This is a genomic window from Candidatus Zixiibacteriota bacterium, assembly GCA_016933955.1.
Classification (GTDB): Bacteria; Zixibacteria; MSB-5A5; order GN15; family PGXB01; genus JAFGTT01.
The window spans coordinates 90,965-112,274 of the sequence record JAFGTT010000012.1 but is presented as its reverse complement, the minus strand read 5'-3'; the positions used below and the strand labels follow the sequence as shown (position 1 = coordinate 112,274).

Here is a 21,310-nt window from a genome sequence, read left to right as displayed (position 1 = left end):
ATGTTTAATGGAATTAATAAAGGTGCGTGATAACTAAAAGCAAGCAATATTGTCGAAGCTGACTCAAACCGAAAAAAAACGACTCAGGTCATTGCTGAGAAAAAAGGGACGCTCGGAATATCGGCAATTTATAGCCGAGGGGGTCCGCCTTTTAGAGGAAGCCCTGCGCCATGAGCGGATGCCGGAGAGGGTTTTTTACTCGGAAACCCTGATCGGTGAGAGAGGATTGAAACTTGTCAATGATTTTCAGGGGCGGGGAGTTGCGGTGGAAATGATTACCGCCAGAGATCTGGATCAGTTATCGGATACGGAACATTCCCAGGGTTTGATCGGGTTGTTCAATATTACCGAGGCTAATCCGGGTGACCTGAATGACAGCAATTACAGGAATTTCCTATTGATCGATAATATCTCCGATCCCGGTAATGCCGGGACGTTGATTCGCTCGGCGGCGGCTTTCGGTATCGATATGATTCTGCTGACAGGGAGCACCGTGGATCCGTACAATCCCAAGGTGGTCCGATCATCATCGGGAGCGATATTCGCCGTACCGGTATATGGAATGACATCATCATTTTTTGATAAATGGCATCGGGATCGAAAATTACCGCTTTTGGTCGGCGATTTGCATGGAGATGACCTTGGGGTAATTTCCGGGGATCTCCGCCTTGAAGACGGCTTTATTCTGGCCATTGGTTCCGAGGCGGAGGGGATTTCCGAAGTATATATCGCCGGGGCGGATGCCCGGATAAGAATAGGCCACAGCGACCGGGTGGAATCCCTCAATGCCGCGGTGGCGGGCTCGATTTTAATGAAAGAGCTGTATGATTTGTTTTCGGGGAAGGACTGAGATATGAATAAAAGGACATTGCTGTTTATACCGATTGCCTGGATTACTTTTGTGTTGATCACCACAGGAACCGAAATTTATGAACTTGGTGACGGCCGCTTCGGAACCAGGGAGGAAGTCGTATCGGAAAAAGCCGAGTCCGGCGGCCTGATAACGATTACGGCGGCCTCGTACCTGTCCGGGAAGTTATATATCAATGTCGGGGATAACAATGAGGCCAGGTTCAGTTATAAGAAAATCATCAAGACATCATCGCATTCCAAAGCAATCGATTATGCCGATCTTATTCAGGTGGAGTTACAGAAATCCATAGATGGGTTGAACCTGTTGTTGCGTTCGCCCAATCCGGCTCCCTGGTCCAGCAGTGACGAGGCCGGGATAATTGAGGGGAATCTTGATATTCCGGCCGGGTCGCGGATTGAAGTCGATGCCGATTATTTTGATTTGATTGTCGATGGTCCCTTTTCATCGGTCAAGAATGAGGGGTCGTTCGGGCAGATTGATGCCCAGAATATACAGGACCGGATCGAACTGACCACCACCAGCCGGGATATAAGCCTGAAAGATATTAAGGGCGAGGTAGTAATCAATACCACCAATGCGGATATTCGGATCAAGAATATGGTAACCAGTTTCGAGCCGGCCCGAATAAAAAACGAAAACGGGAACATCTTGATCGATGGCGCCACCGGGTCTTTTGTGGTCAGGAGTAGTTTCGGTAAAATACGTCTGAGTGGCATACAACTGGTGGGTGAGAATACCCGGATAATCGGAAATCATTGCCCGATCAGGATGGAGATCGAAAAACTGAGCGACGCCTATCTGGCGATAACCAATAATTATGAAGATGTCGAGCTGGCCGTGCCAAAAGACCTATCGGCGAATTTTTCGCTTGAGGTCAATCCCGACGGGGAGATTCATGTCGTGGATATTCCGGTTAAGCCGCTTCAGGTAACCCGTAATCGGATGGAAATGGTATCCGGTGATGGTGAGGGGCAGATAACGATTGATCTGGGCGGTAATGCCGATATAAGTATCGAAGGAGTCCGTTAAACTGATGATACGATTCAAAGGCATTATAGCAGTCTTAATGGCCGCCATCCTGGGGGGCGGTATATTTGTTTCACCGGCGACTGCGGCTGACCGTCTGATTCTTCCCGAAGGAGTCTATTACCATCGGTTCATTTCAATGGTCAACGGTCCGGAAGCGACCTGGATAAATCCGGCCGGACTGGGATTATATACCGCCATTTGCACACAGGTCATAGGGGAGTATTACGACGGGGAGTTCGCCGATAACTGGGGATTGAATCTCACCGGTGAGGGGATCGGTATTGGCTATCGGCGTCTGCGCCATTTTCTGGGAGATGATTACCGCGAATATATCTTCGGGTTGGGACAGAAGCTGAGTCACGGTTTCTATATTGGCGGTTCCTATTTGTATATCCCGGAGGGGCCGGAGGGGTATCATAAAAAGCATCTCTGGAATCTCGGTTTTATTCTTCGCGAGAATCCAAAATACTCGATAGCGGCGACATTTACGAATTTAAACAGAAGTCGCGTTGCGGGGGAAAAAAGCGATATCGAGCAGGTTTATTCGCTGACATACATCATGGACCGGAATCTGATCGCCCTTTCGATCGAGGTAAGTCTTTCAACCGGCCAGAGTCTTTCCGGGGCATCGTATAACTACGGAATAAATATCTATCCCATCAAGGGAACGGAAATTTATGCCAGTCTGGATAATGATGAAAATTTTGAAATCGGGGCCAGAGTCAATTTGACCCAGTACTTCCTTGGTCTACAGGGCCGTCATCGCAAAGGCAACCGAAACGACGCCACATCGTTTTATGCCGGTTTGGTCAACGGCTCACAGGAATCCCTGATAAAATAAAGCAACCACTTCCGGGATTCCCTGCCCGGAATACCAATATGTGATTAACTGCCGGTAAGAATGAAACCTTTATTGGTAGAGCACGTTTCATATATCGACGCCATGGAAAATTATTGCCAATATGGCATATTTTTTTTAATTTGGGGCTGATGAACGGCACTGTAAAATACCTGCTGACAATTTGCGGCCTGCTTATAATTGCTGGTTTGCCGGTTGTTTCTCCGGCCGGCCAGGAAGTCGGCAAGACGATTCTTCCCAACGGCCTGACATTAATTACCTGCGAGGATCGGGCGACGCCTCTGGTCTCGGTGGCTCTTATTTATCATGTCGGTATCAAGGATGAGATGCCCGGTCGGACCGGAATCAGCCAGCTTTGCCGCCAAATAATTGCCTATGGCACCCCCAGAAATGACCATGACAATTTTACCCGGATTATCCAATCGGGCGGCGGATTCAGCGGCAGTGAAGTGGATTTTGACCTGACCTGGTTCGTCACCAAAATACCCTCGAATCTTCTTGATACGGTGCTTTATCTGGAATCGGACCGGATGCAGAATGTTGTCATTACGATTGAGAATCTTCTGCTGGCCAAAGATGCTCTCAGACGGGATCGTCTGGTCAATATAGAGAGTTCCATTTACGGCCATATCAACGAAGAATTCATGAACCTGGCCTATAAATCTCACACCTATCGCAATCCTTTTTTCGGCTGGCCCGGAGATGTGAACAGTATTACTATCGAGGATGTCAAGAATTATTATCGGAGTTTTTTTCAACCGGCCAACGCCACCCTGGTGGTTTTCGGCGATTTCGATTTGGCGGCTCTGACAACCAGGGTCAGGGAGTTATTCGGACCCATTGTGTCGTACGGTGTTCCGGAACGCCGGAGAATAATCGAACCGGATCAAATCGGCGAACGATTCTCCCGAATTCAAGGATTTGTGGGCATACCGGCGATATTGCTGGGTTTTCATGCACCTGAAGCGACTCATGAGGATTTTCCCAAACTTGGCCTTATCAATTATATTCTGGCGGGCGGGGAATTCTCCCGGTTGAAACGGAAGATGATTGTCGAGGAAAAGTCGGCCATGTATATCGGCGGAGGCGTATTTCGAACCGAGGATCCGGGAATGTTCTATGTTTATGCCATACTCAATTATGATACTCCGATGGATGAGGCGGAAAAACAGATCTGCGGGGAAATCGAACGATTGAAAACCGAATTGGTCAGCGATGCTGAACTGGAGAGAGCGAAAAACCGGATTGAGGTGGATTATTACCGGGCCATCAGAGATATAGACCGGACGGCCGGAATAATTGGTTTTCATGAAATTATTGCCCGGGATCATGATTACTCGGTTAAATATGTCAAGCAGGTGCGGGCGGTCAACAAAGAGAATATCCTTGAGACGGCCATCAGGTATTTGGGACGGGAGAATCGGACGGGTGTCATGCTTTACTCGGCTGAATCACCGGTGGGGGCAAGGGAGCAACATACAGAACAATGAAGAATAAGGTTTTCATATCGGTTGTCATAATTTTGTCAACCGGACTTCTGTCTGTCGGGACATGTTTTGCCGGATTGATTCCGGAATATTCCGAATTTACGCTGGCCAATGGTTTAAAAGTAGTCATGGTTGAAGATCATCGATTTCCTCTGGTGGATTTCAGATTGCAATTCGGGATCGGTTCCGAGGCCGATTCATCGAGATATTCCGGTCTGGCCAACCTGGCGGTGCAGATACTCAGGGAGGGTACGTCCGAATACCCCGGGGACCTGCTGATCGAGGCGGTGGATTCGGTTGGAGGAATACTGGAATCATCGGCTGATCGGGACGGTGCGGTTATATCCGGGAATTTTCTTTCCCGGGATATAAAATTCGGCCTGGCCGCATTATCCGAGATGGTTATTCGTTCGGAACCGGAGGAGGCTGATTTGAGCCGTCTTCGACGGAATGCGGTTTCGCGGCTGATGCAGTCCAACTCCGTACCAGAGGATAGATTAACCAACACTCTGTTCGAGATGATATATGGTGATGAAGGGTACGGCCTTAATCCTCGCGGCTCCCGTTCCGGATTGCGACGTATCAATATCGATCTGGTGAAGAAATTCCGTGAGCGGTATTTCCGTCCGAACAACGCCATTCTGGCGGTTGGCGGCGATTTTGATGGTAAAGAGGTTAAGAAAATAATAAAATCGCTTTTTTCGGAATGGTCCGGAAAAGTTAAAAATGCCTCTCCGGTAAGTATACCCATTGATCAGGATACTCTTCGCATCTTTATTATCGATAGCCCGGAAGCTCCCAGCACGGAATTCGTTATCGGGCGGCCAATAGGACATCTCGACGATTCCGAAAGCCCGGCGGTTATCCTGCTTGATTATATTCTGGGCAGTTCGGGCGAAATCTCGCGATTGTTTCGAAGTCTTGTCAAGGAGCAGGATCTGGCCACAGGCATAAGTTCCCGGATTCACTGGCTGAAAGGCGGCGGGGTCTGGGAAATACATGGTGCCGCCGCCAATGATATGGCTCCCGATGCGGTTCATGGGGCACTGAGGATAATAGAAGAGATAAAGAATATCAGGATCCCGGCGCAGGAACTGAAAGGGGCCGCGAATTTTTTCCGCGGGGTGGTACCGATGTACTTCGAATCGCCGTCAACGACCCTGAAGCAGTTAACCTGGCTGTATGGCCTGGGACTTAAGTTTGACTATAATGAAACCATGCTGAAAACGATTGATTCGGTGGATCCTGCGGCCCTGAAGCAGGCCGCCCGGAAGGACCTGGATTTTAATAAGTGGACAATTATTATTATCGGACCGGAAGTGTCGGTGAAGAGTGGTTTGATGGATCTGGGTCCGGTGGAACTGCTGACGGCCGACGATAATTAAGAAGACCAAAAATAAAACCCCGACCGGTGTCGGGGTTTTTTATGTCCGGTAAAATCAGCGGATTATGCATTATTGGGTCAGCTTATTCACTGGCATAGCCAACCTCAGACTGCTGCCATCGGGTTCTCTGGAAAATACGAGCCTTGGGGGTTTCGGGCGGCAGTTTGGATGGATCATCCAGATCAGTATCATAGGCCCAGTCACGAATAGGCGGGTCGTAGTATGTTCCACCCCAGTTCCCGGTGGCCTGTTCGGAATTCCAGAGATTAACCAGCGAGCCGCGCCACGAAAATTTGACTCCGGACCAAGTTTCCAGGAATCGCGGCAGGTTTTCCAGACCGCCATTATAGTTGGTGGAGGTGGAATTGGTGTTACCGGTCATGATTGAAGCATTAACCGAAGTCTGTGAGGCGACCCGAGAACTTTTACTATAAGTTGATTTGGAATCATTCCAGCTATTGGATAAAAAGGTTACCGCATCGGCGGCCAGCGAAACCGGCTGCTTGTCGACAGTATTGAAATTGCCTGCGACATACATGGGGTTTTCGCTGACGATGGCCATCCCGGTCCCGACATCGGACCCGTTGGTGAGCCGGATGGCGTTAAATGTTCCCGAGCGCTGATCGGAAGCATAGATAACGCCATTGGTCGGATAATATGAGGAAGTGGCCAGAAGCGACATATTGACATCCGTGGAATGTACGGTTTTGCCTTCACGACCGTCATAGAAAGTTTTGCTGGTGATGGTTCCGGACGGAAGCACGGAAGTGATATCCTGCCAGACGGTTCCGACTTTGGCCAACACGGCGCCGTCGATGATTTTAATGTCGGCATAGTTCTCATAGGAATCGGGGTTACCCGAAGCCCGCTCGATAAGCTTATGCGGGTCGCCGGCATTGGTCAAAGGCAGGTTCAACTGGCCCTGACCGAAGGCCGCGTCCTGAACGCGTCCATCCCAGCGAACCGAAGCCGAATCGTACCATTCAGAGTCGGTCGCTTCCAGAAAAGTACCGTCGGAGTTTTTCATGTTTTGATAATTGCCATCGGTATCCTTGATATAAACACTACCGTTATCGACACCTCCAGCGCCTTTCCGGCCATGCAACAGGTTTCCGGAGCAGGTGACGTAGCTGTCCATATACAGGTTTGATCCGGCCTGAAGCCAGAGGTTACCGTTGGAGTGCACACGCCCGATAAGGCTCATGTCCGGTCCCGGGGCGATTTCCAGATCGTTACCGTAAAAAACGGCAAACTGGAAAAGTGGAACCAGTGCGCATTCGAACTCCTGGGTCAGGGTAACCTGACTTTGATCCAGAGATGAAATACCGGTCGAAGTGATGGTATAGGTTTTGACCAAAGCGTTCAATCCGGCCAGGGTTCCCTGGGTCAGGGTTCGTTGTACGGCGGCGCCGTTGTCCACCGTATTATAGGCGAAACTGAAATTACCGAGGCTTTCACTACCCGACGGCAGGGTGGTCGGGGGAGCGCCGGTGGATTCGTACTGCGATTGGATTGAGGCGGCCACTTTGTCAAGACCGGCTTCGGCGGAATAAAACGCGCCCATTTCCTTCATTTCGTTTCCGGCAATGCTGATTTCATCGTTGGCCAGCTTGATAGCGGCCGCGCCGATCAGCGTCAACATGACCATTATAACGAGCGCTATGAAAGCCGCCATTCCTCGATTCTCACCCATTTTTCTAAAAAGCGTCATCTTGCACCTCCTGTCGGATGCCGTGTGTCGAGAGCCAAAATCATGATCGAGCAATACATCATTTAAAAATTCCTCAAATTAACGTTGGAAGAATAGGTTCTTCGCCGGTAGGGATCGCCGGCGAAATCCGAATCGGGATTATCAGTCCGGGCCACCAGATCGATGGCCACCTCCCGGATATCAGGGATAATGACCGGGGAAGAAATAATGGAGCCGTTTTTCATCCGATACCGGAACTGCAAATCCTCGATATTTTCGGCATACACCTGTGCCGCCTGGCCCGGCAGTTTAAGCATCAGATTAGGGTGGGCAGTATCAGTATTATCGATATAATACTTAACCTGTTCCATGGCGATCAGGATGGATTGCGCAGGATATGATCGCGAGAGCGTCATGGTATTATGCTGGATATGAGAAGAGCTGGTCTGGACATTGGTGATTTCGAAAAACTCACCCCCGCCGGAATCCGGCTGGAATATAAAGACCCACTGACCTTCCTGAAAACATGAGACATCATGCCCATCGCAACGCAATTCCGCGGAAGGATTGGGCATGGCATGTTCGATTACGGCATCGCAGCCGCCAACGGCATAATTGATGACGATCGTATCCGGATTGGCATTGTAGGCTTCCAGCCCGGGCATACCCAGAGGCAAACCGTGTCCGGCCATTCTGATCTGGCGGCCCAATTCATCGATTGCGGCGCGAGCGTTCTGCTGCATATCGGTAACCTGTTCCTGGATGACCCAGTTTTTGTGCTGGCTGATATAGACCTTAAAGACGGTCGTAATGACCAGTCCGGCCAGAAAGAGAGCAATCAGAGTTTCCATCAATGAGATACCTTTTTCACCAGACAGTCTTTTTTCGGGGATGTTCAATCCGGCACCCCGGCCATAGTTAAGTCCTCTCGAATTCATCTCCTACCCCTTTTCGGACGGAAAGAAACACGGCATTATTGGTATGGTTCGATCCGTATTCAATTAAAAATTCCTTAAATTTATGGTTGTCGACGTAAAACGACGTTGATAGGGATCACCGGTTATGTCGGGATCCGGGTTATTGGAACGCGCCAGGATACCGACCGATACCGCCCGGATATCATCGATAATGACCGGTTGATCGATGATCGAACCGTTCTTCATCCGATACCGGAACTGCAAATCCTCGATATTTTCGGCATAGACCGCCGGTGTTTGGCCCGGCAGAATGATCATCAGGTTGGGATGCAGAGTGTCGCTGTTGTCGACATAGTATTTGATTCTCTGCAGGTCGGCCAGGACAACGGCATCTTTGGGATAGGCCCGTGTTAAATTGGTTGTCGGGCTTATGCGGGAATTGCCGATATCGATGCTCTGCACAGCAAAGAATTCGCCGCCACCGGAGTCGGGCTGGAAGATATAGGCCAATTGCCCATCTTCGAAACCACTCAAATCCGATCCATTGCAATCCAGATCGGAGCCGGAGCCCCCCATATCCGAGTCAAGAACGGCCTGGGAGCTGTTACTTCCCACGTAGGTGACGATAATGGTATCGGGATCGGCATTGTAAGCGGCAATCCCATCCAGGCCAAGGGGAAGGCGGTGACCTGCCATTCGAATCTGGCGGCTGAGTTCATCAATGGCCGCCCGCAGGTTTTGCTGTACGTCGGTTACGTTTTCCTGGATAGCCCAGTTTTTATGCTGGTTGACATAGACTTTAAAGACAGTCGTGATCACCAGCCCGGTTAGAAAGAGCGCAATCAGCGTCTCCATCAGACTTATGCCCCCGTGACACTTGAGTTTTAATAAGGCACGGTTCATATAACCACCTATATGCTGTCGGTTCGTACGTATGCCGCCAGGGAATTCTGAAGCAAATCGCCGCTTCGATTCCGCCATGATGCGGTTATGTCTATTTTCCGAAGATGATCGGCAACGGTGGAAACGTTCCAGGTTCGCTGGATACTGTTAATGGTGTCGATACCGCTGGTAATATTGGTTCCGGTCCGAAGTTCCTCGAGTTTCTGTTGCAGAAGCTGAGTCGATTCGGTGGCCCGGTTGGACCAGTCATTGCCCTCCAGGGCGACCATTGCCATATTGAGAAGAAGAAGAAGTGACAGGGTCAGAATAATGATTGACACCAGCACCTCCATGATGGTAAAACCGTTATTTGCGACAATCTTTTTCATTAAATCACTTCCTTTTCTAATTCTTCACGGAAAACCCTTGAAAACAGCCTGCCAATTTGAGACAATAATGGCCGGCGAATATTCCCGGCCGCCGGGCCAGTAGCATTTTGAGATTTTAAGGTGCTGGCAGACAAGGTGTTGTCGGAAAGGCGCGATTTTAATTGATCGTTGGGGCGGGATAAAATTAATTTTCGATTGATTTTAATATTAATCAATCGGATCGCTTCAGATAAAAAAAATATGGGATATCTCCCATATTGAATGGAGTGGGTTCATAGCGCGGCGTTATCCGTGAATAATACCTGTTCGAAGTCTTTCCGTCGGCCCTTCGACAATTTTAAATGTTGAAGCAGGCGGCCTTTATGACTATATATGATCATCGGTAAGATCATGAGATGATGCCACCGAGTGGGAACCGCCGATCGTGCCGGTTGTTTTCTGCAGTAAGGATATTGTTTATGTATTTATCGGTAAAGAGGAAGCGAGGACTTGTCAGATGATGCTGGGTGCCCATATGTCGATTGCGGGGGGGATTTATAATGCGGTTCTGGACGGCCAGAAAGCCGGTTGCGAGACGGTCCAGATATTCACCAAACAATCCAACCAGTGGAAAGCCAAGCCGTTAACCGATGAGGAAATAGAGCGCTTCCTGGTCGAACAAAAGAATACCGGGGTGACGGTTTCATGCGCCCATGTCAGTTATTTAATCAACCTGGCTTCACCTGATGATGAGCTTTACGAGAAATCCGTCAATTCCTTCAAAATTGAAATGGAACGATGCGGGACGCTTAAAATTCCGCAGTTAGTGATGCATCCGGGATCTCATGTCGGTTCGGGAGAGGATAACGGATTGAAACGGATCGCCGCGGCCTGTAATCGTATTCTGGGAGACCGGCCCGATATCAAGACCTCAATCTGTCTGGAAACAACTGCCGGTCAGGGAACCAATCTGGGGTATAAATTCGAGCAACTGGCCCGGATTATCGATCTGGTTGAGGACAAATCGCGGATGTCGGTTTGCCTGGATACCTGCCATATTTTTTCGGCCGGGTATAAAATCCAGGAAGTGTCTGACTACCGGGCGACCATGAGGGAGTTCGACGGGGTCCTGGGTTTGAAAAACCTGAAGGTCATCCATCTGAACGATTCGAAAAAACCGTTCGGGGCCAAAAAAGACCGTCACGAGCACATCGGTCGGGGCGAGCTGGGCCTCGAGCCTTTTCGGAATATAATGAATGATCGGCGGCTGAAAAAAATCCCTAAAATACTCGAGACATACAAGAGCGAAGATTTACATGAGGATATTGAAAATCTGAGTATCCTGCGCTCACTGGTCGATAATAAATAAAATCGGCACGATAATCGCCGCCGGGATGTACTCATGAATTTATCCACGGTGGTTAAAACTTGCAATTACGGATTATTTGGGATATAATAATATTATGAAACTGGGAATTATCGGGTTGCCTCAATCCGGGAAAACGACTCTGTTTAACGCCGTTTCGGGGCAAAATGAAGCGGTCGGGGATTATTCGCGGGCGGTGCATCGGGCCATAATTAAGGTTCCCGATCCGAGACTGGAAAATCTTTTCGGGATTTTCGATCCCCCCCCAAAGAAACTGACCCATGCCGAGATCGAATTTCTCGATGCCGCCGGGTTTACGGGGGAGGGTAGGAAAGGCAAAAGCGAGTCGGAAATAATGCATGATCTGCGGTTAATGGATGCCTATGTGGTAGTGGTGGACGATTTCAATCCCGGTGCCACCGCAGAGCAGGATTATAAAGCCCTGCTGGATGAAATGATTCTGGGCGACCTGATGATGATTGAAAATAATGTCGATAAGCTGGAAAGAGCCATCAAACTGACCGGCAAGACCGAGCGGGCCCGGGAACTGGAGATTTTGAAAAAATGCCGGGAGGCGCTTGATCGAGAGACCCTTCTATCTGAAATCGGTTTGAGCGACGAAGACAAAAAGATAATCCGGGGTTATTCCTTCATGACTCTTAAACCGCAATTATTGACTTTCAATATATCCGAGGAAAAGCTGGCCGATCATGCCGCTCTTTTCAGGGGGTATGAAAAATACAGGAAAGATTCGGTTCGAGATATTTCAGTCATCTGCGGTAAAATCGAAATGGAACTGGCGGCGCTGGCCGAAGAAGATCGGGCGGCTTTTTTAAAAGATCTCGGGATCGAGAAACCGGCGGTCGATAAATTCATACAACGATCGTACAGCCTGCTGGGGCTGATATCGTTTTTCACGATCGGCCCGCCCGAATGCCGGGCCTGGACGATCAGGCGGGGATACACAGCACCGCAGGCGGCCGGGGCGGTCCATACCGATTTCGAACGGGGTTTCATACGGGCCGAGGTAGCCTCTTACGACGATTATATACAATATAGAACCCTTGCGGCCCTGAAAGCGGCGGCGCGATTGAATGTCGAGGGAAAGGATTATGTGGTCCAGGATGGTGATGTCATCCTGTTCCGGTTTAACATATAGCAAGCTTTGATACAGGATGAGACTTTGAGACAAGGGGTTTTGTTGTGGCCGATAAAAAAGATAAAATAGATGCCGGGAATAAATCAGGAACCAGGGTTCTGCCGATCCTCCCCATCCGCGGGATGGTAGTTTTCCCGCATCTGGTTATTCCCCTGATTGCCAACGAACAGAAACAGGCACGGCTGATCGATGAAGCGCTGATGCGGGGTAACGCGGTCGGGATATTTTTACAGACCGACCAGAGTACCGATGATCCCGGGCCGGACCAGTTACATCGTATCGGGACCTCGGGGAATATTCTCAAGATGCTGCGTTTTCCGGACGGGACGATCCGTTTTCTGGTTCAGGGTTTGAGCCGAATCAGGATAGTTAAATTTCTCAGCACGGAACCGTACCTGACAGCCGAGGTGGAAACGATTTCGGATACTGTCACCGGCGGATTGAAGCTCGAGGCTCTTCAGCGTAATCTACTCGAGCAGCTCAAGAAGGTTGTCGATCTCTCGCCCAACCTGTCCGAGGAGCTTTATATATCGGCCATAAACCAGGAAACACCCTCGCGGCTGGCCGACCTGATTACCTCCAATCTAAATATCGCCATCAACGAGAAGCAGTCGATTGTCGAGGAAAACAATGTTAATCGGCGTCTGGAAAAACTGCTGGTTATAATCAACAAGGAAATTGAAGTTCTCGAGATATCGCGGAAGATCCAGAATGAAGCTCAATCGGAGATGGGCAAGATGCAGCGCGAGTTCCTGCTTAGGGAGCAACTCAAAGCGATCAGGAAGGAACTGGGGGAAAAAGATGATCGGGCGGAGATAGATGAATTCGAGGAAAAGATAGCCGAAGCAAAAATGCCGGTGGCCGCGGAGGCGGCGGCCACCAAGGAGCTGGAGCGGTTATCGCGTATGAATCCCGCCTCGGCCGAGTACACTGTCTCGCGAACTTATCTTGACTGGTTGATTTCATTACCCTGGTCGATTTCAACCCGGGATTCCCTGAATATCAGGAAGGCCAAAAAAGTGCTGGATGAGGATCATTACGATCTCGATAAAGTCAAAGACCGGATTCTGGAATACCTGGCGGTGCGAAAATTAAAGAGCGATGTCAAGGGACCGATCCTGTGTTTTGTCGGTCCGCCGGGGGTCGGGAAAACATCGCTGGGCCGCTCGATTGCCCGGGCGATGGGTCGCAAGTTCGAACGGATTTCGCTCGGCGGCATGCGCGATGAGGCGGAAATCAGGGGACATCGCCGGACCTATATCGGTGCATTACCGGGACGGATAATTCAGAGTATCAAGCGGGCGGAGTCGAATAATCCGATTATCATGCTCGATGAGGTGGATAAAATCGGGGCTGATTTCCGCGGTGATCCCTCGAGCGCTCTGCTTGAGGTTCTCGACCCGGAACAAAACGATACCTTCTCGGATCACTACCTGGAGGTTTCGTTCGACCTGTCACGGGTCATGTTTGTCACCACGGCCAATCTACTGGATCCGATTCCGCCGGTACTTCGCGACCGGATGGAAGTGATCCGGATACCTGGTTACACTGATATGGAGAAACTGGAAATCGCCAAGCGGCATCTTATTCCCAAGCAGTTTGAGAATCATGGAATCGTAAAAAACCGCCTGACCATAACCGACAAAGGAATTCTGGAGCTTATCAACGGTTATACGCGGGAGTCCGGATTGCGCAATCTGGAACGGGAAATCGCTACGGTTTGCCGTAAGGTGGCCAGAAAAATCGCGGGAGGATCGAAACAGCGGTACACGGTCGATGAAGCTGATATTCGGCAGTATCTCGGGCCGCAGAGATATTCCCGAGAAGTGATTTCGCGTACCGGTCAGGTGGGAGTGGTTCCCGGGCTGGCCTGGACCTCGGTCGGAGGAGAAATACTCTTTATCGAAGCCACCATGATGAAAGGCAAAAAGGAATTGACCCTGACCGGGCAGCTGGGTGATGTGATGAAGGAATCGGCTATGGCGGCCCTGTCCTATGTCCGCACCAATTGCAATACTTTTGGAATCGATCCCGATATCTGCGGGGATCACGAAATTCATATTCATGTTCCCTCAGGCGCGACTCCGAAAGATGGCCCCTCGGCCGGAATTACGATGGCCACGGCGCTGGCCTCACTCATGTCGGGACGGCCGGTTAAACCGCGTCTGGCGATGACCGGCGAGATTACTCTCCGCGGCCGTGTAATGCCGATCGGGGGCCTTAAGGAAAAGCTTCTGGCGGCATACCGGGCCGGAATCAAAACGGTTATCCTGCCGAAAGAGAATAAAAAGGATATGACCGAAATCCCCCCCGAAATCAGAAAAGGGGTGAAATTCAAGTTTGTCGAGAATGCCGGTGAGGTTATCCGGCTGGCTCTTGAAAGCGGGCCGGTTCGAGGAGGTAAGAAAACGGGGAGAAGTAAATCAGGCAGGAAGAGCAAACGATGAAACTGGTGACGGCGGACATGATGCGGGCGGTCGATCGGGAAGCGATCGAGAAGCGCGGGATTCCGGGGCCGGAATTGATGGAGAATGCCGGGCGCGGGATTGCCGAGCGGATTCGGGATATGATTCTCGATCAGCCCAAAGGCAAGAGAATCGCGGTTTTCTGCGGTAAGGGTAACAACGGCGGTGATGGTTTCGTGGTGGGTCGGTACCTGCATCAGTACGGCGCCGCGGTAGAAATATTTTATCCGGCCCCGCCCGAGCAATTTTCAGCGGAGGCGCAGTTGAATTATGATCGAGCGCGGGAACTCAATATCAAAATGCGCGGAATAGAATCGACCGGGCAACTGCCTGAAACCCTGGCCGTCGATTTTATTGTGGATGCCGTTTTCGGGACCGGGTTTTCCGGGGCGCCGCGGGGACTGCCGGCCGATTTTATCGAATATATCAACGTTCAGAAAATCCCGGTGATTGCGGTCGATTGCCCATCGGGATTAAATGTCGATACCGGACATCACGAGGGAGCGGCAGTCCAGGCGCGGTACACCTTCACCCTGGCCCTGCCCAAGGTTGGATTGTACTATTCTCCCGGACGGGAATTATCGGGATATGTCGAGGTGGTCCCGATCGGGATCCCCGATGATGTAATTGAATTATTTCATATCCGGGAAAACCTGATTACTTTCGAAATAGTCTATTCTCTTCTGCCTCGAAGAAAACCGGACGGGCACAAGGGGGATTTCGGGAAGCTCTTCATCCTGGCCGGTTCGACCGGGCTGACCGGTGCGGCGGTACTTTCGGCCAAAGCCTCAGCCCGGGCCGGGGTAGGACTGGTGACGGTCGGCTGTCCGGCTGCCATAAACCCGATTCTGGAAGTCAAACTGACCGAACCGATGACCCTGCCGTTGCCCGATGTGGGCCGCCGGGGTTGTCTGGCCAAACGCGGCTTGGGTGAGATCAGAAAGAAAATAGCGGAATCCGATGCGGTGGTGATCGGTCCGGGAATCGGACGGCATTTTGAAACCAGGGAACTGGTACAACGACTGGTGGGCCATCTGGACAAACCGGCGATCATTGATGCCGATGGTCTTAATGCTTTCGAGAAGGATCGCACTCCGCTGACTGAGGCGCATGGACCGCTGGTGCTGACGCCGCATCCGGGGGAATTCCGGCGGTTGATCGACAGTGACCCGGCCGATAACCTGTACGATCTTTATGAGCAGGTGCGGGAGTATGCCCGGCGGTATGAGGCCGTGATCGTACTTAAAGGTTCACCGACAATTATTGTGCACCCGGACGGCCGCCTGTTTTTGAACCCGACCGGTAATGACGGGATGGCTACCGGAGGATCGGGCGATGTCCTGACCGGGATAATCGGTTCCTTCCTGGCACAGGGGATGGATCCTTTCGATGCGGCTATTGCGGGAGTTTATATTCATGGTCTGGCGGGTGATCTGGCGGCGGAGGAATTCGGCCGGAGATCTCTGATTGCCGGGGATTTGATCGATTACATGCCCGATGCTTTTCGGCTGGTTCAATCTTTCTGCGAGTAGATTATCAAGGTCAAGGTTATATTAATAAGCCGGGACCGGTTGAATGGCGGCCCCGGTTTTATTATGTCATTAAAGACCGAAATGAATGGCCAGACCGCAACGAAAATAATAAAACCGGTCAGGGTCCGATAATATTTTCCCGGGGTGGCATCAGCAGTGATTCGAGGGCGCGGTGCAGTAAGACAATAAGGGTAGTAATTTCCTCTGACATATATTTAAATTGACGGTCATAATTGGAGGTTGAATTATTCAGGCCAGATATCTGGCCAGCCACTCCCTGCGGTGGGTATCGATTTCACGGTAACTGCCATCTTTGAGGGCCACATGGGTGCCGCCCTCGAGGATAACAAATTTATGAGGAAGGTTATATTTTTTCAATTGGGCCGCCAACGCCCGGGATTGCTCAACGGGGACAACCGTGTCGGCGGTGCCGTGCATGATTAACAGGGGGATATGCCGGGGCAAATTACCGGCGAAATGGACGGCCGACAGCTTTTCCAGTTCTTCCTGTTTTTTTTCTTCGGAAAGACCGACATAATGACGGTCGATATACCGGGCAAAATCCGGTCTGGCTGTCATCAGGGCCGGGACATCGGTAATCCCGGCATGGACAATGGCGCATTTGAAGCGGTCATCCTCGAGAAGCATCCGGTAGGTGTTCATGCCTCCCCGGCTGGCACCCTCGATAGCCATCCGATCGGTATCGCATTCGGGGATATTTTCTGCGGCTTTGATAATATTATGGATATCGTGAAGATCGTCGCCGCCCCACTCGTCGTCGCCCTCCGATCCCATATTCCCGCGGTACTGGGTTGCCAGAACGATATAGCCCCAGCGGGCAGTGGAAGCCAGAATCAGGTGGGCGGTAAGGTCATCGAGCGCTCCTTTGTCTTCGGAGCCGCCCCGGTTCCAGACCAGTACCGGGTATTTCCCATCGGCTATCGGTCGGGCAATATAACCGTTAACATGAAGACCGTCGGAGAGATAGGTGATACTCTCGACAATTGTCCGGTCAAGCAGATCAAAATCATAAAGCCGGCGAACAGCAGCCTGACCGGCTCGGTTTAATTCGACTTTTTCACGCCTTCTGATAATGCCGTCAATATCCATAAAATACCATCCCGGTTAATACGATCAGGAAAATAAATACGGCCTGTCCCCTTGGCAAGAGGCGGCCGCAAAATATACGTTATCTGAAATATAAATCGACGGGCTTATATCCCGAATTCCATTCCAAGTTTAAGGCCGAGCCAGAATTGAAAACTGGAAATGTCATGGGGGATGCCATGGATAATAATTCCTGTATCATCTATATCGGAGATCGGATCATCGCCATACCATTCCTGGGTCTGGGGCATGGATGCCTTGAGATAGGTCACATCTCCGGAAATTTCAAGAAACGGCCGAACCTTCATCAGTCCGGGGAAAATGCCGGTTTTAAACAGGATCGATGAATAGATACCGTTACCCCAGCCATTGGCCGTGGCCACCTTGCGGCGTAAAACGTGATCATCATAATCGGAGGCATAAAAGCGGGAATAGGCCGCCATCAAATCCAGCGATGTCCCCGGCGTGAATTTAATGCTGTAAATCAGACCGATCATAGGCGATGTAAATGTCACCCGGTAATAAAGGGCATAGTGGGTTTCAGAAAAAAAGACGGTATCGGGAGGCGGATCGGAATTAAGCTGCCATCCGGTATAACCATTAATATCCTGTTCCAGTTTCTGGTAGCGAAATCCGGTGTAGAGATAAGTATGGACTTTATTCCATGAGAAAACGCGGTAGCGTCCGTTAATATCTAATTGGAGAGCCTTTTGATCGGCATCGGATTCGGTATAACTCCACATGGTCAGCCGATACCCGGCCGGGGCAGACCAATCATAATCTTTCATTAAGCCGCCCGGATTATTGATATTGGTATAAAGGCCGACGCTGAATGATAGCTTGTCATTGGATTTCAATTGCGGCACGATGCCTATTTCCACCCCGGCCATGAAAAAATCAAGGGGAAAGGTGAGTTTACTTTTGACCCGGTATAATTGTTCATCCTGGCTCCAGGCATAGGCGTCCATCACGTATTCGGCATGTCCGAAACCGCGTTTGATTATCGGTCCGAGGTCGGTTTTCAGAGTTATTCCGGCATTGGAGACGGAAACGGAAACAAGCAGGAAGAGGATGATTAATCGGGTCGTTTTGGTCATGATGTCCGCCTTGATTTTCGGGTATAATTTTCCAAGAGTAACAATTGTGTTGACCGATGTCAAGCCAAATAAAAAGCGGCCGGAGGGGGATTTGTCATCCCGCCTTCCGGCCGCATGGAATTACAACAGAGTTTATTTTATTTCCAGCGAAACATCAGTAACCGGTCCAAAGGCTTCCAGCGGTTGATCGAACATTTCTTTATTGCCGGTAATGATGATTACCATACTATCGGGTTTTAAATATTCCCTGGCAACGCGGTTACAATCTTCAAGTGTTACCGCATGGTAAGCCGCGAGGTCTTTTTCCATCTGGTCCGATGGGAATCCCATGAGTTCTTTGTAGGCTTTATCGCTGACAATCTTGGCCGGGGTATCGTATCCGAAGACAAAGCTATTGATAATTGATTCCCGGGCGAGGTTCATCTCGTCGGCGGTAATACCTTCGTTTTTAACTTGGCGGATAATATCCAACATCATTTTCAAGGCCTGCCCGGTGGCGTCGGCCCGGGTCTGGCAATAGGCAAAGAAGGTTCCGCCATAGGGCCGATTATAGGAGTATGTTCCCACCGAATAGGCCAGTCCGGCAGTGGTCCTGATCAGGCCGGTCATGCGGGAACTGAAACCGCCGCCGCCAAGAGCGAAATTCATTATATCCATAGCATATCGATCCGGATTTTTATCATCCAGGCCGAGATGCCCGATTCGGATATGAGCCTGATTCATATCCCTCTCGGCGTAATAGACGCCGGGAGTATATTTCATGACGGCCATTTCCGGAGGCGCCGGGCGTCCGGTTCCTTTTGCCCATTCCTTCAGATATTTTCCGATTAGCGCTTTGACCTCATCAAGGGTCATATCGCCGGTAATCGCCACGATACTATTATCAGGGGTGTAGTACATCCGATGCTGGGGGATAACATCATCGCGAGTAATAAGTCCCATCGAAGCCAGAGTCGGTCCCCGGCCGTAGGGGTGACCCTTGTATACGGTTTCATAGTACACCCGACGGGTAATTTGACCGGGATCATCATTCTGGCGGAGGATTTCATCCTTTTTGTTCGAAACTTCCAGCGAGAACTTGGCGGAATCAAACATAGGGCGAATCAGGATATCGGCCAGGATGCCGAAGACCGGATGGATATCTTTGCGCAGGCAGTTCATATTGACTATCAGAACCTCATTACCGGAATTGAAAGAGATATTGGCCGCGACAAAATCAAGGTCCTGGTCAACCTGGTCAGGTGTTCGGTCCCCGGCTCCACCGGTCCGCATAAGGTTGGCGGTCAACTCGGCCAGGCCCGACTTCTCGGGCGAATCATAGATATCGCCGCCCTTGAAATAGAAAGCGGCGGAAACCACCGGGAGCTGGTGATCCTCAAGAAAATAAACCACCATGCCATTATCCGCGACAAACCGCACCGGTTCGGACGGTTTGAATTGAAGCGGCCCGAATTTCATATCGCGGGGATTGACGGCCATCACCGATAAAATCCCGATCAGCCAGATGATAATAGTAAGGAAAGCCTTTTTCATTGGACCTCTCCTTTCCCAACGGGAATCAGGGTCGCCACCGTTCGGTTTTCGAGGGTGAAATATTTACGGGTGGTATTCATGATATCCTCGGCGGTGACGGCTTTGAGACGATCCCGCATTTTCATAATATATTTCCAGTCTTTGGCCAATCCTTGGGCGGTGGCCAGATAGGCCGCCAGGCCGATGTTGCTGTATGAGGCCCAGATAAAGGCGGCATCGATGTTGTTTTTAACCTTCTGCAATTCCCGTTCCCCGACCGGCACGGAAGCCAGTTTCTCGAGTTCTTCATATATGGCTTTTTCGACTTCCACGTTTTCGATTCCTTCTTTGGGATAAGCATCGATACAGAAGACGGCGTTATGCAAATCGCCCATCATGCCCCCGGGGAAAGTGTAGGTCGAAACGGCAAGACAGAGTTGACGGTCGATCACCAGTGATTTGAACAGGCGCGAGGTTCGTCCGCTTCCGAGAAGCCGGTCGATAACCCGGAAGGCCGGTTCATCATCGGAGTCAAAAGCCGTCTTGTGGTAGGCAATCGAAATGACCGGGTTGGATTCGAAAGACACATCAACTCGCCGCTCACCGGGCTGTTCCGGTTCAACCGTATAAATCGGTTCTGGATCGGGAGCGGGCGGAATATCGCCGAAATATCGCTCGGCCAGATTCTGCACCTCCTCGAGACGGACATCACCAACCACCGCCACCGTCAGGCGCGAGGGGATATAATAGGTATCGAAGAAATTCCGGAGATCGGAACGAGTGAGATTATTTTCCTCGGATTGCCATTCCCAGAAGATCTGGTAAGGATGGGCAATAAAGGCGGTTCCGATCAATTGCTCGAACAACTTAGCCTCGGGCGAGTTTTCCACGGAAAGCCGCCGTTCCTCACTGACCACGTCCCGTTCCGGGAAGAATTCCCGCAAGGCGGGGTGTTTAAGGCGATCCGATTCCATGGCAAACCACAGCTCCATCCGGTTGGCCGGCAGGGAGACGAAGTAATGGGTAAAATCGTAACCGGTGGTAGCATTGAATTCGGCCGCCCCGTTGCGGGTGTAGATTTCATCGAATTCATTCTGGATAACATATTCGGAACTGGCGGCGGTCAGGGAATCGAGGATATTCTCAAGATCACTGATATACTGCCGGTGCTCTTCGAGTTTTTCAGGTTCATTAAGGGCAATATATCGGGTTTGTTGGCGGGCCATATCGATTTTGGCCCAGACCGAATCCTCTTTATCCATTAATTCTTTTTCAGCGAGGTAATCGGTTGTACCGATTGACTGCGAACCCTTGAACATCATATGTTCCAGCAGATGGGCGGTTCCGATATCGCCGATCTTTTCATAGGCCGAGCCGGCACCCACAACAATGTATCCCGAGAAAACCGGGGCATTATGCCGTTCGACCACCAGGAAAGTCAGGCCGTTATCCAGAGTGAATTGCTTTACCGGGAACTGCATCTCATCCTGAGCGGCGAGTCCTCCGCCACCCAGAAGTAAAAGAAGGATCCCGGCCAGTGCGGAAATACCGGACATTTTCATGATTCAACCTCATCCAAAT

General features: G+C 50.6%; 18 protein-coding genes. 9 read left to right on the top strand and 9 right to left on the bottom strand.

From position 1 onward, the window contains the following. The first annotated feature begins 49 nt into the window (after positions 1–49). From JXQ28_04045 to JXQ28_04025, 5 genes are all read left to right on the top strand, one after another. On the top strand, positions 50–850 hold the full coding sequence (locus tag JXQ28_04045) for an RNA methyltransferase (GenBank protein MBN2276902.1): 801 nt from the start codon (positions 50–52) through the stop codon (positions 848–850). A 3-nt stretch (positions 851–853) separates the two neighbouring features. After that, positions 854–1,903 carry a hypothetical protein gene (locus JXQ28_04040; protein ID MBN2276901.1) on the top strand — a complete coding sequence of 350 codons (1,050 nt, stop codon included), beginning with the start codon at positions 854–856 and terminating at the stop codon, positions 1,901–1,903. A gap of 4 nt (positions 1,904–1,907) precedes the next feature. Next, positions 1,908–2,744, top strand: coding sequence for a hypothetical protein (locus JXQ28_04035; GenBank protein ID MBN2276900.1), 837 nt, complete (start codon positions 1,908–1,910; stop codon positions 2,742–2,744). 149 nt (positions 2,745–2,893) lie between these two features. Then, positions 2,894–4,252, top strand: coding sequence for an insulinase family protein (locus JXQ28_04030; GenBank protein ID MBN2276899.1), 1,359 nt, complete (start codon positions 2,894–2,896; stop codon positions 4,250–4,252). Then, positions 4,249–5,634 carry an insulinase family protein gene (locus JXQ28_04025; GenBank protein ID MBN2276898.1) on the top strand — a complete coding sequence of 462 codons (1,386 nt, stop codon included), beginning with the start codon at positions 4,249–4,251 and terminating at the stop codon, positions 5,632–5,634. The genes JXQ28_04030 and JXQ28_04025 overlap by 4 nt, the downstream gene beginning before the upstream one ends. Before the next feature lie 82 nt (positions 5,635–5,716). Here the strand turns inward: JXQ28_04025 and JXQ28_04020 are convergent, their stop codons facing one another. The 5 genes from JXQ28_04020 to JXQ28_04000 all read right to left on the bottom strand — a co-directional run bounded on the left by JXQ28_04020 (position 5,717) and on the right by JXQ28_04000 (position 9,727). Continuing rightward, complete coding sequence (locus JXQ28_04020) at positions 5,717–7,345, bottom strand: pilus assembly PilX N-terminal domain-containing protein (GenBank protein ID MBN2276897.1); 1,629 nt, start codon at positions 7,343–7,345, stop codon at positions 5,717–5,719. A gap of 62 nt (positions 7,346–7,407) precedes the next feature. Then, positions 7,408–8,262: a hypothetical protein gene (locus JXQ28_04015; GenBank protein ID MBN2276896.1), complete on the bottom strand. Its 855-nt coding sequence runs from the start codon at positions 8,260–8,262 to the stop codon at positions 7,408–7,410. A gap of 63 nt (positions 8,263–8,325) precedes the next feature. Then, entirely contained in the window at positions 8,326–9,144 is an 819-nt protein-coding gene (locus tag JXQ28_04010; protein ID MBN2276895.1) for a hypothetical protein, read from the bottom strand. Between the two features lie 8 nt (positions 9,145–9,152). After that, a complete protein-coding gene (locus JXQ28_04005; protein ID MBN2276894.1) occupies positions 9,153–9,512 on the bottom strand; it encodes a prepilin-type N-terminal cleavage/methylation domain-containing protein in 360 nt (119 codons plus the stop codon). After that, on the bottom strand, positions 9,512–9,727 hold the full coding sequence (locus tag JXQ28_04000; GenBank protein MBN2276893.1) for a hypothetical protein: 216 nt from the start codon (positions 9,725–9,727) through the stop codon (positions 9,512–9,514). The genes JXQ28_04005 and JXQ28_04000 overlap by 1 nt, the downstream gene beginning before the upstream one ends. Positions 9,728–10,008: 281 nt before the next feature. Between JXQ28_04000 and JXQ28_03995 the strand changes: the two genes are divergently transcribed. The 4 genes from JXQ28_03995 (at position 10,009) to JXQ28_03980 (ending at position 16,013) form a co-directional block, all read left to right on the top strand. Continuing rightward, on the top strand, positions 10,009–10,860 hold the full coding sequence (locus JXQ28_03995) for a deoxyribonuclease IV (GenBank protein ID MBN2276892.1): 852 nt from the start codon (positions 10,009–10,011) through the stop codon (positions 10,858–10,860). A 94-nt stretch (positions 10,861–10,954) separates the two neighbouring features. Beyond that, entirely contained in the window at positions 10,955–12,016 is a 1,062-nt protein-coding gene (gene ychF, locus JXQ28_03990; protein ID MBN2276891.1) for a redox-regulated ATPase YchF, read from the top strand. A 122-nt stretch (positions 12,017–12,138) separates the two neighbouring features. Then, positions 12,139–14,463, top strand: coding sequence for an endopeptidase La (gene lon, locus JXQ28_03985; GenBank protein ID MBN2276890.1), 2,325 nt, complete (start codon positions 12,139–12,141; stop codon positions 14,461–14,463). Beyond that, the gene (locus JXQ28_03980) at positions 14,460–16,013 is read left to right on the top strand and encodes an NAD(P)H-hydrate dehydratase (GenBank protein MBN2276889.1); all 1,554 of its coding nucleotides are present in this window, start codon (positions 14,460–14,462) and stop codon (positions 16,011–16,013) included. The genes lon and JXQ28_03980 overlap by 4 nt, the downstream gene beginning before the upstream one ends. Before the next feature lie 249 nt (positions 16,014–16,262). Here JXQ28_03980 and JXQ28_03975 read toward each other — a convergent pair whose 3' ends face one another. The 4 genes from JXQ28_03975 to JXQ28_03960 all read right to left on the bottom strand — a co-directional run bounded on the left by JXQ28_03975 (position 16,263) and on the right by JXQ28_03960 (position 21,291). Further along, positions 16,263–17,123 (bottom strand): prolyl oligopeptidase family serine peptidase, encoded by an 861-nt coding sequence (locus tag JXQ28_03975; protein ID MBN2276888.1) that lies wholly within the window; start codon positions 17,121–17,123, stop codon positions 16,263–16,265. Positions 17,124–17,227: 104 nt separating this feature from the next. Next, complete coding sequence (locus tag JXQ28_03970) at positions 17,228–18,217, bottom strand: omptin family outer membrane protease (GenBank protein MBN2276887.1); 990 nt, start codon at positions 18,215–18,217, stop codon at positions 17,228–17,230. Positions 18,218–18,349: 132 nt separating this feature from the next. After that, complete coding sequence (locus JXQ28_03965) at positions 18,350–19,750, bottom strand: insulinase family protein (protein MBN2276886.1); 1,401 nt, start codon at positions 19,748–19,750, stop codon at positions 18,350–18,352. Next, on the bottom strand, positions 19,747–21,291 hold the full coding sequence (locus JXQ28_03960; protein ID MBN2276885.1) for an insulinase family protein: 1,545 nt from the start codon (positions 21,289–21,291) through the stop codon (positions 19,747–19,749). The genes JXQ28_03965 and JXQ28_03960 overlap by 4 nt, the downstream gene beginning before the upstream one ends. Between the last annotated feature and the right edge of the window lie 19 nt (positions 21,292–21,310).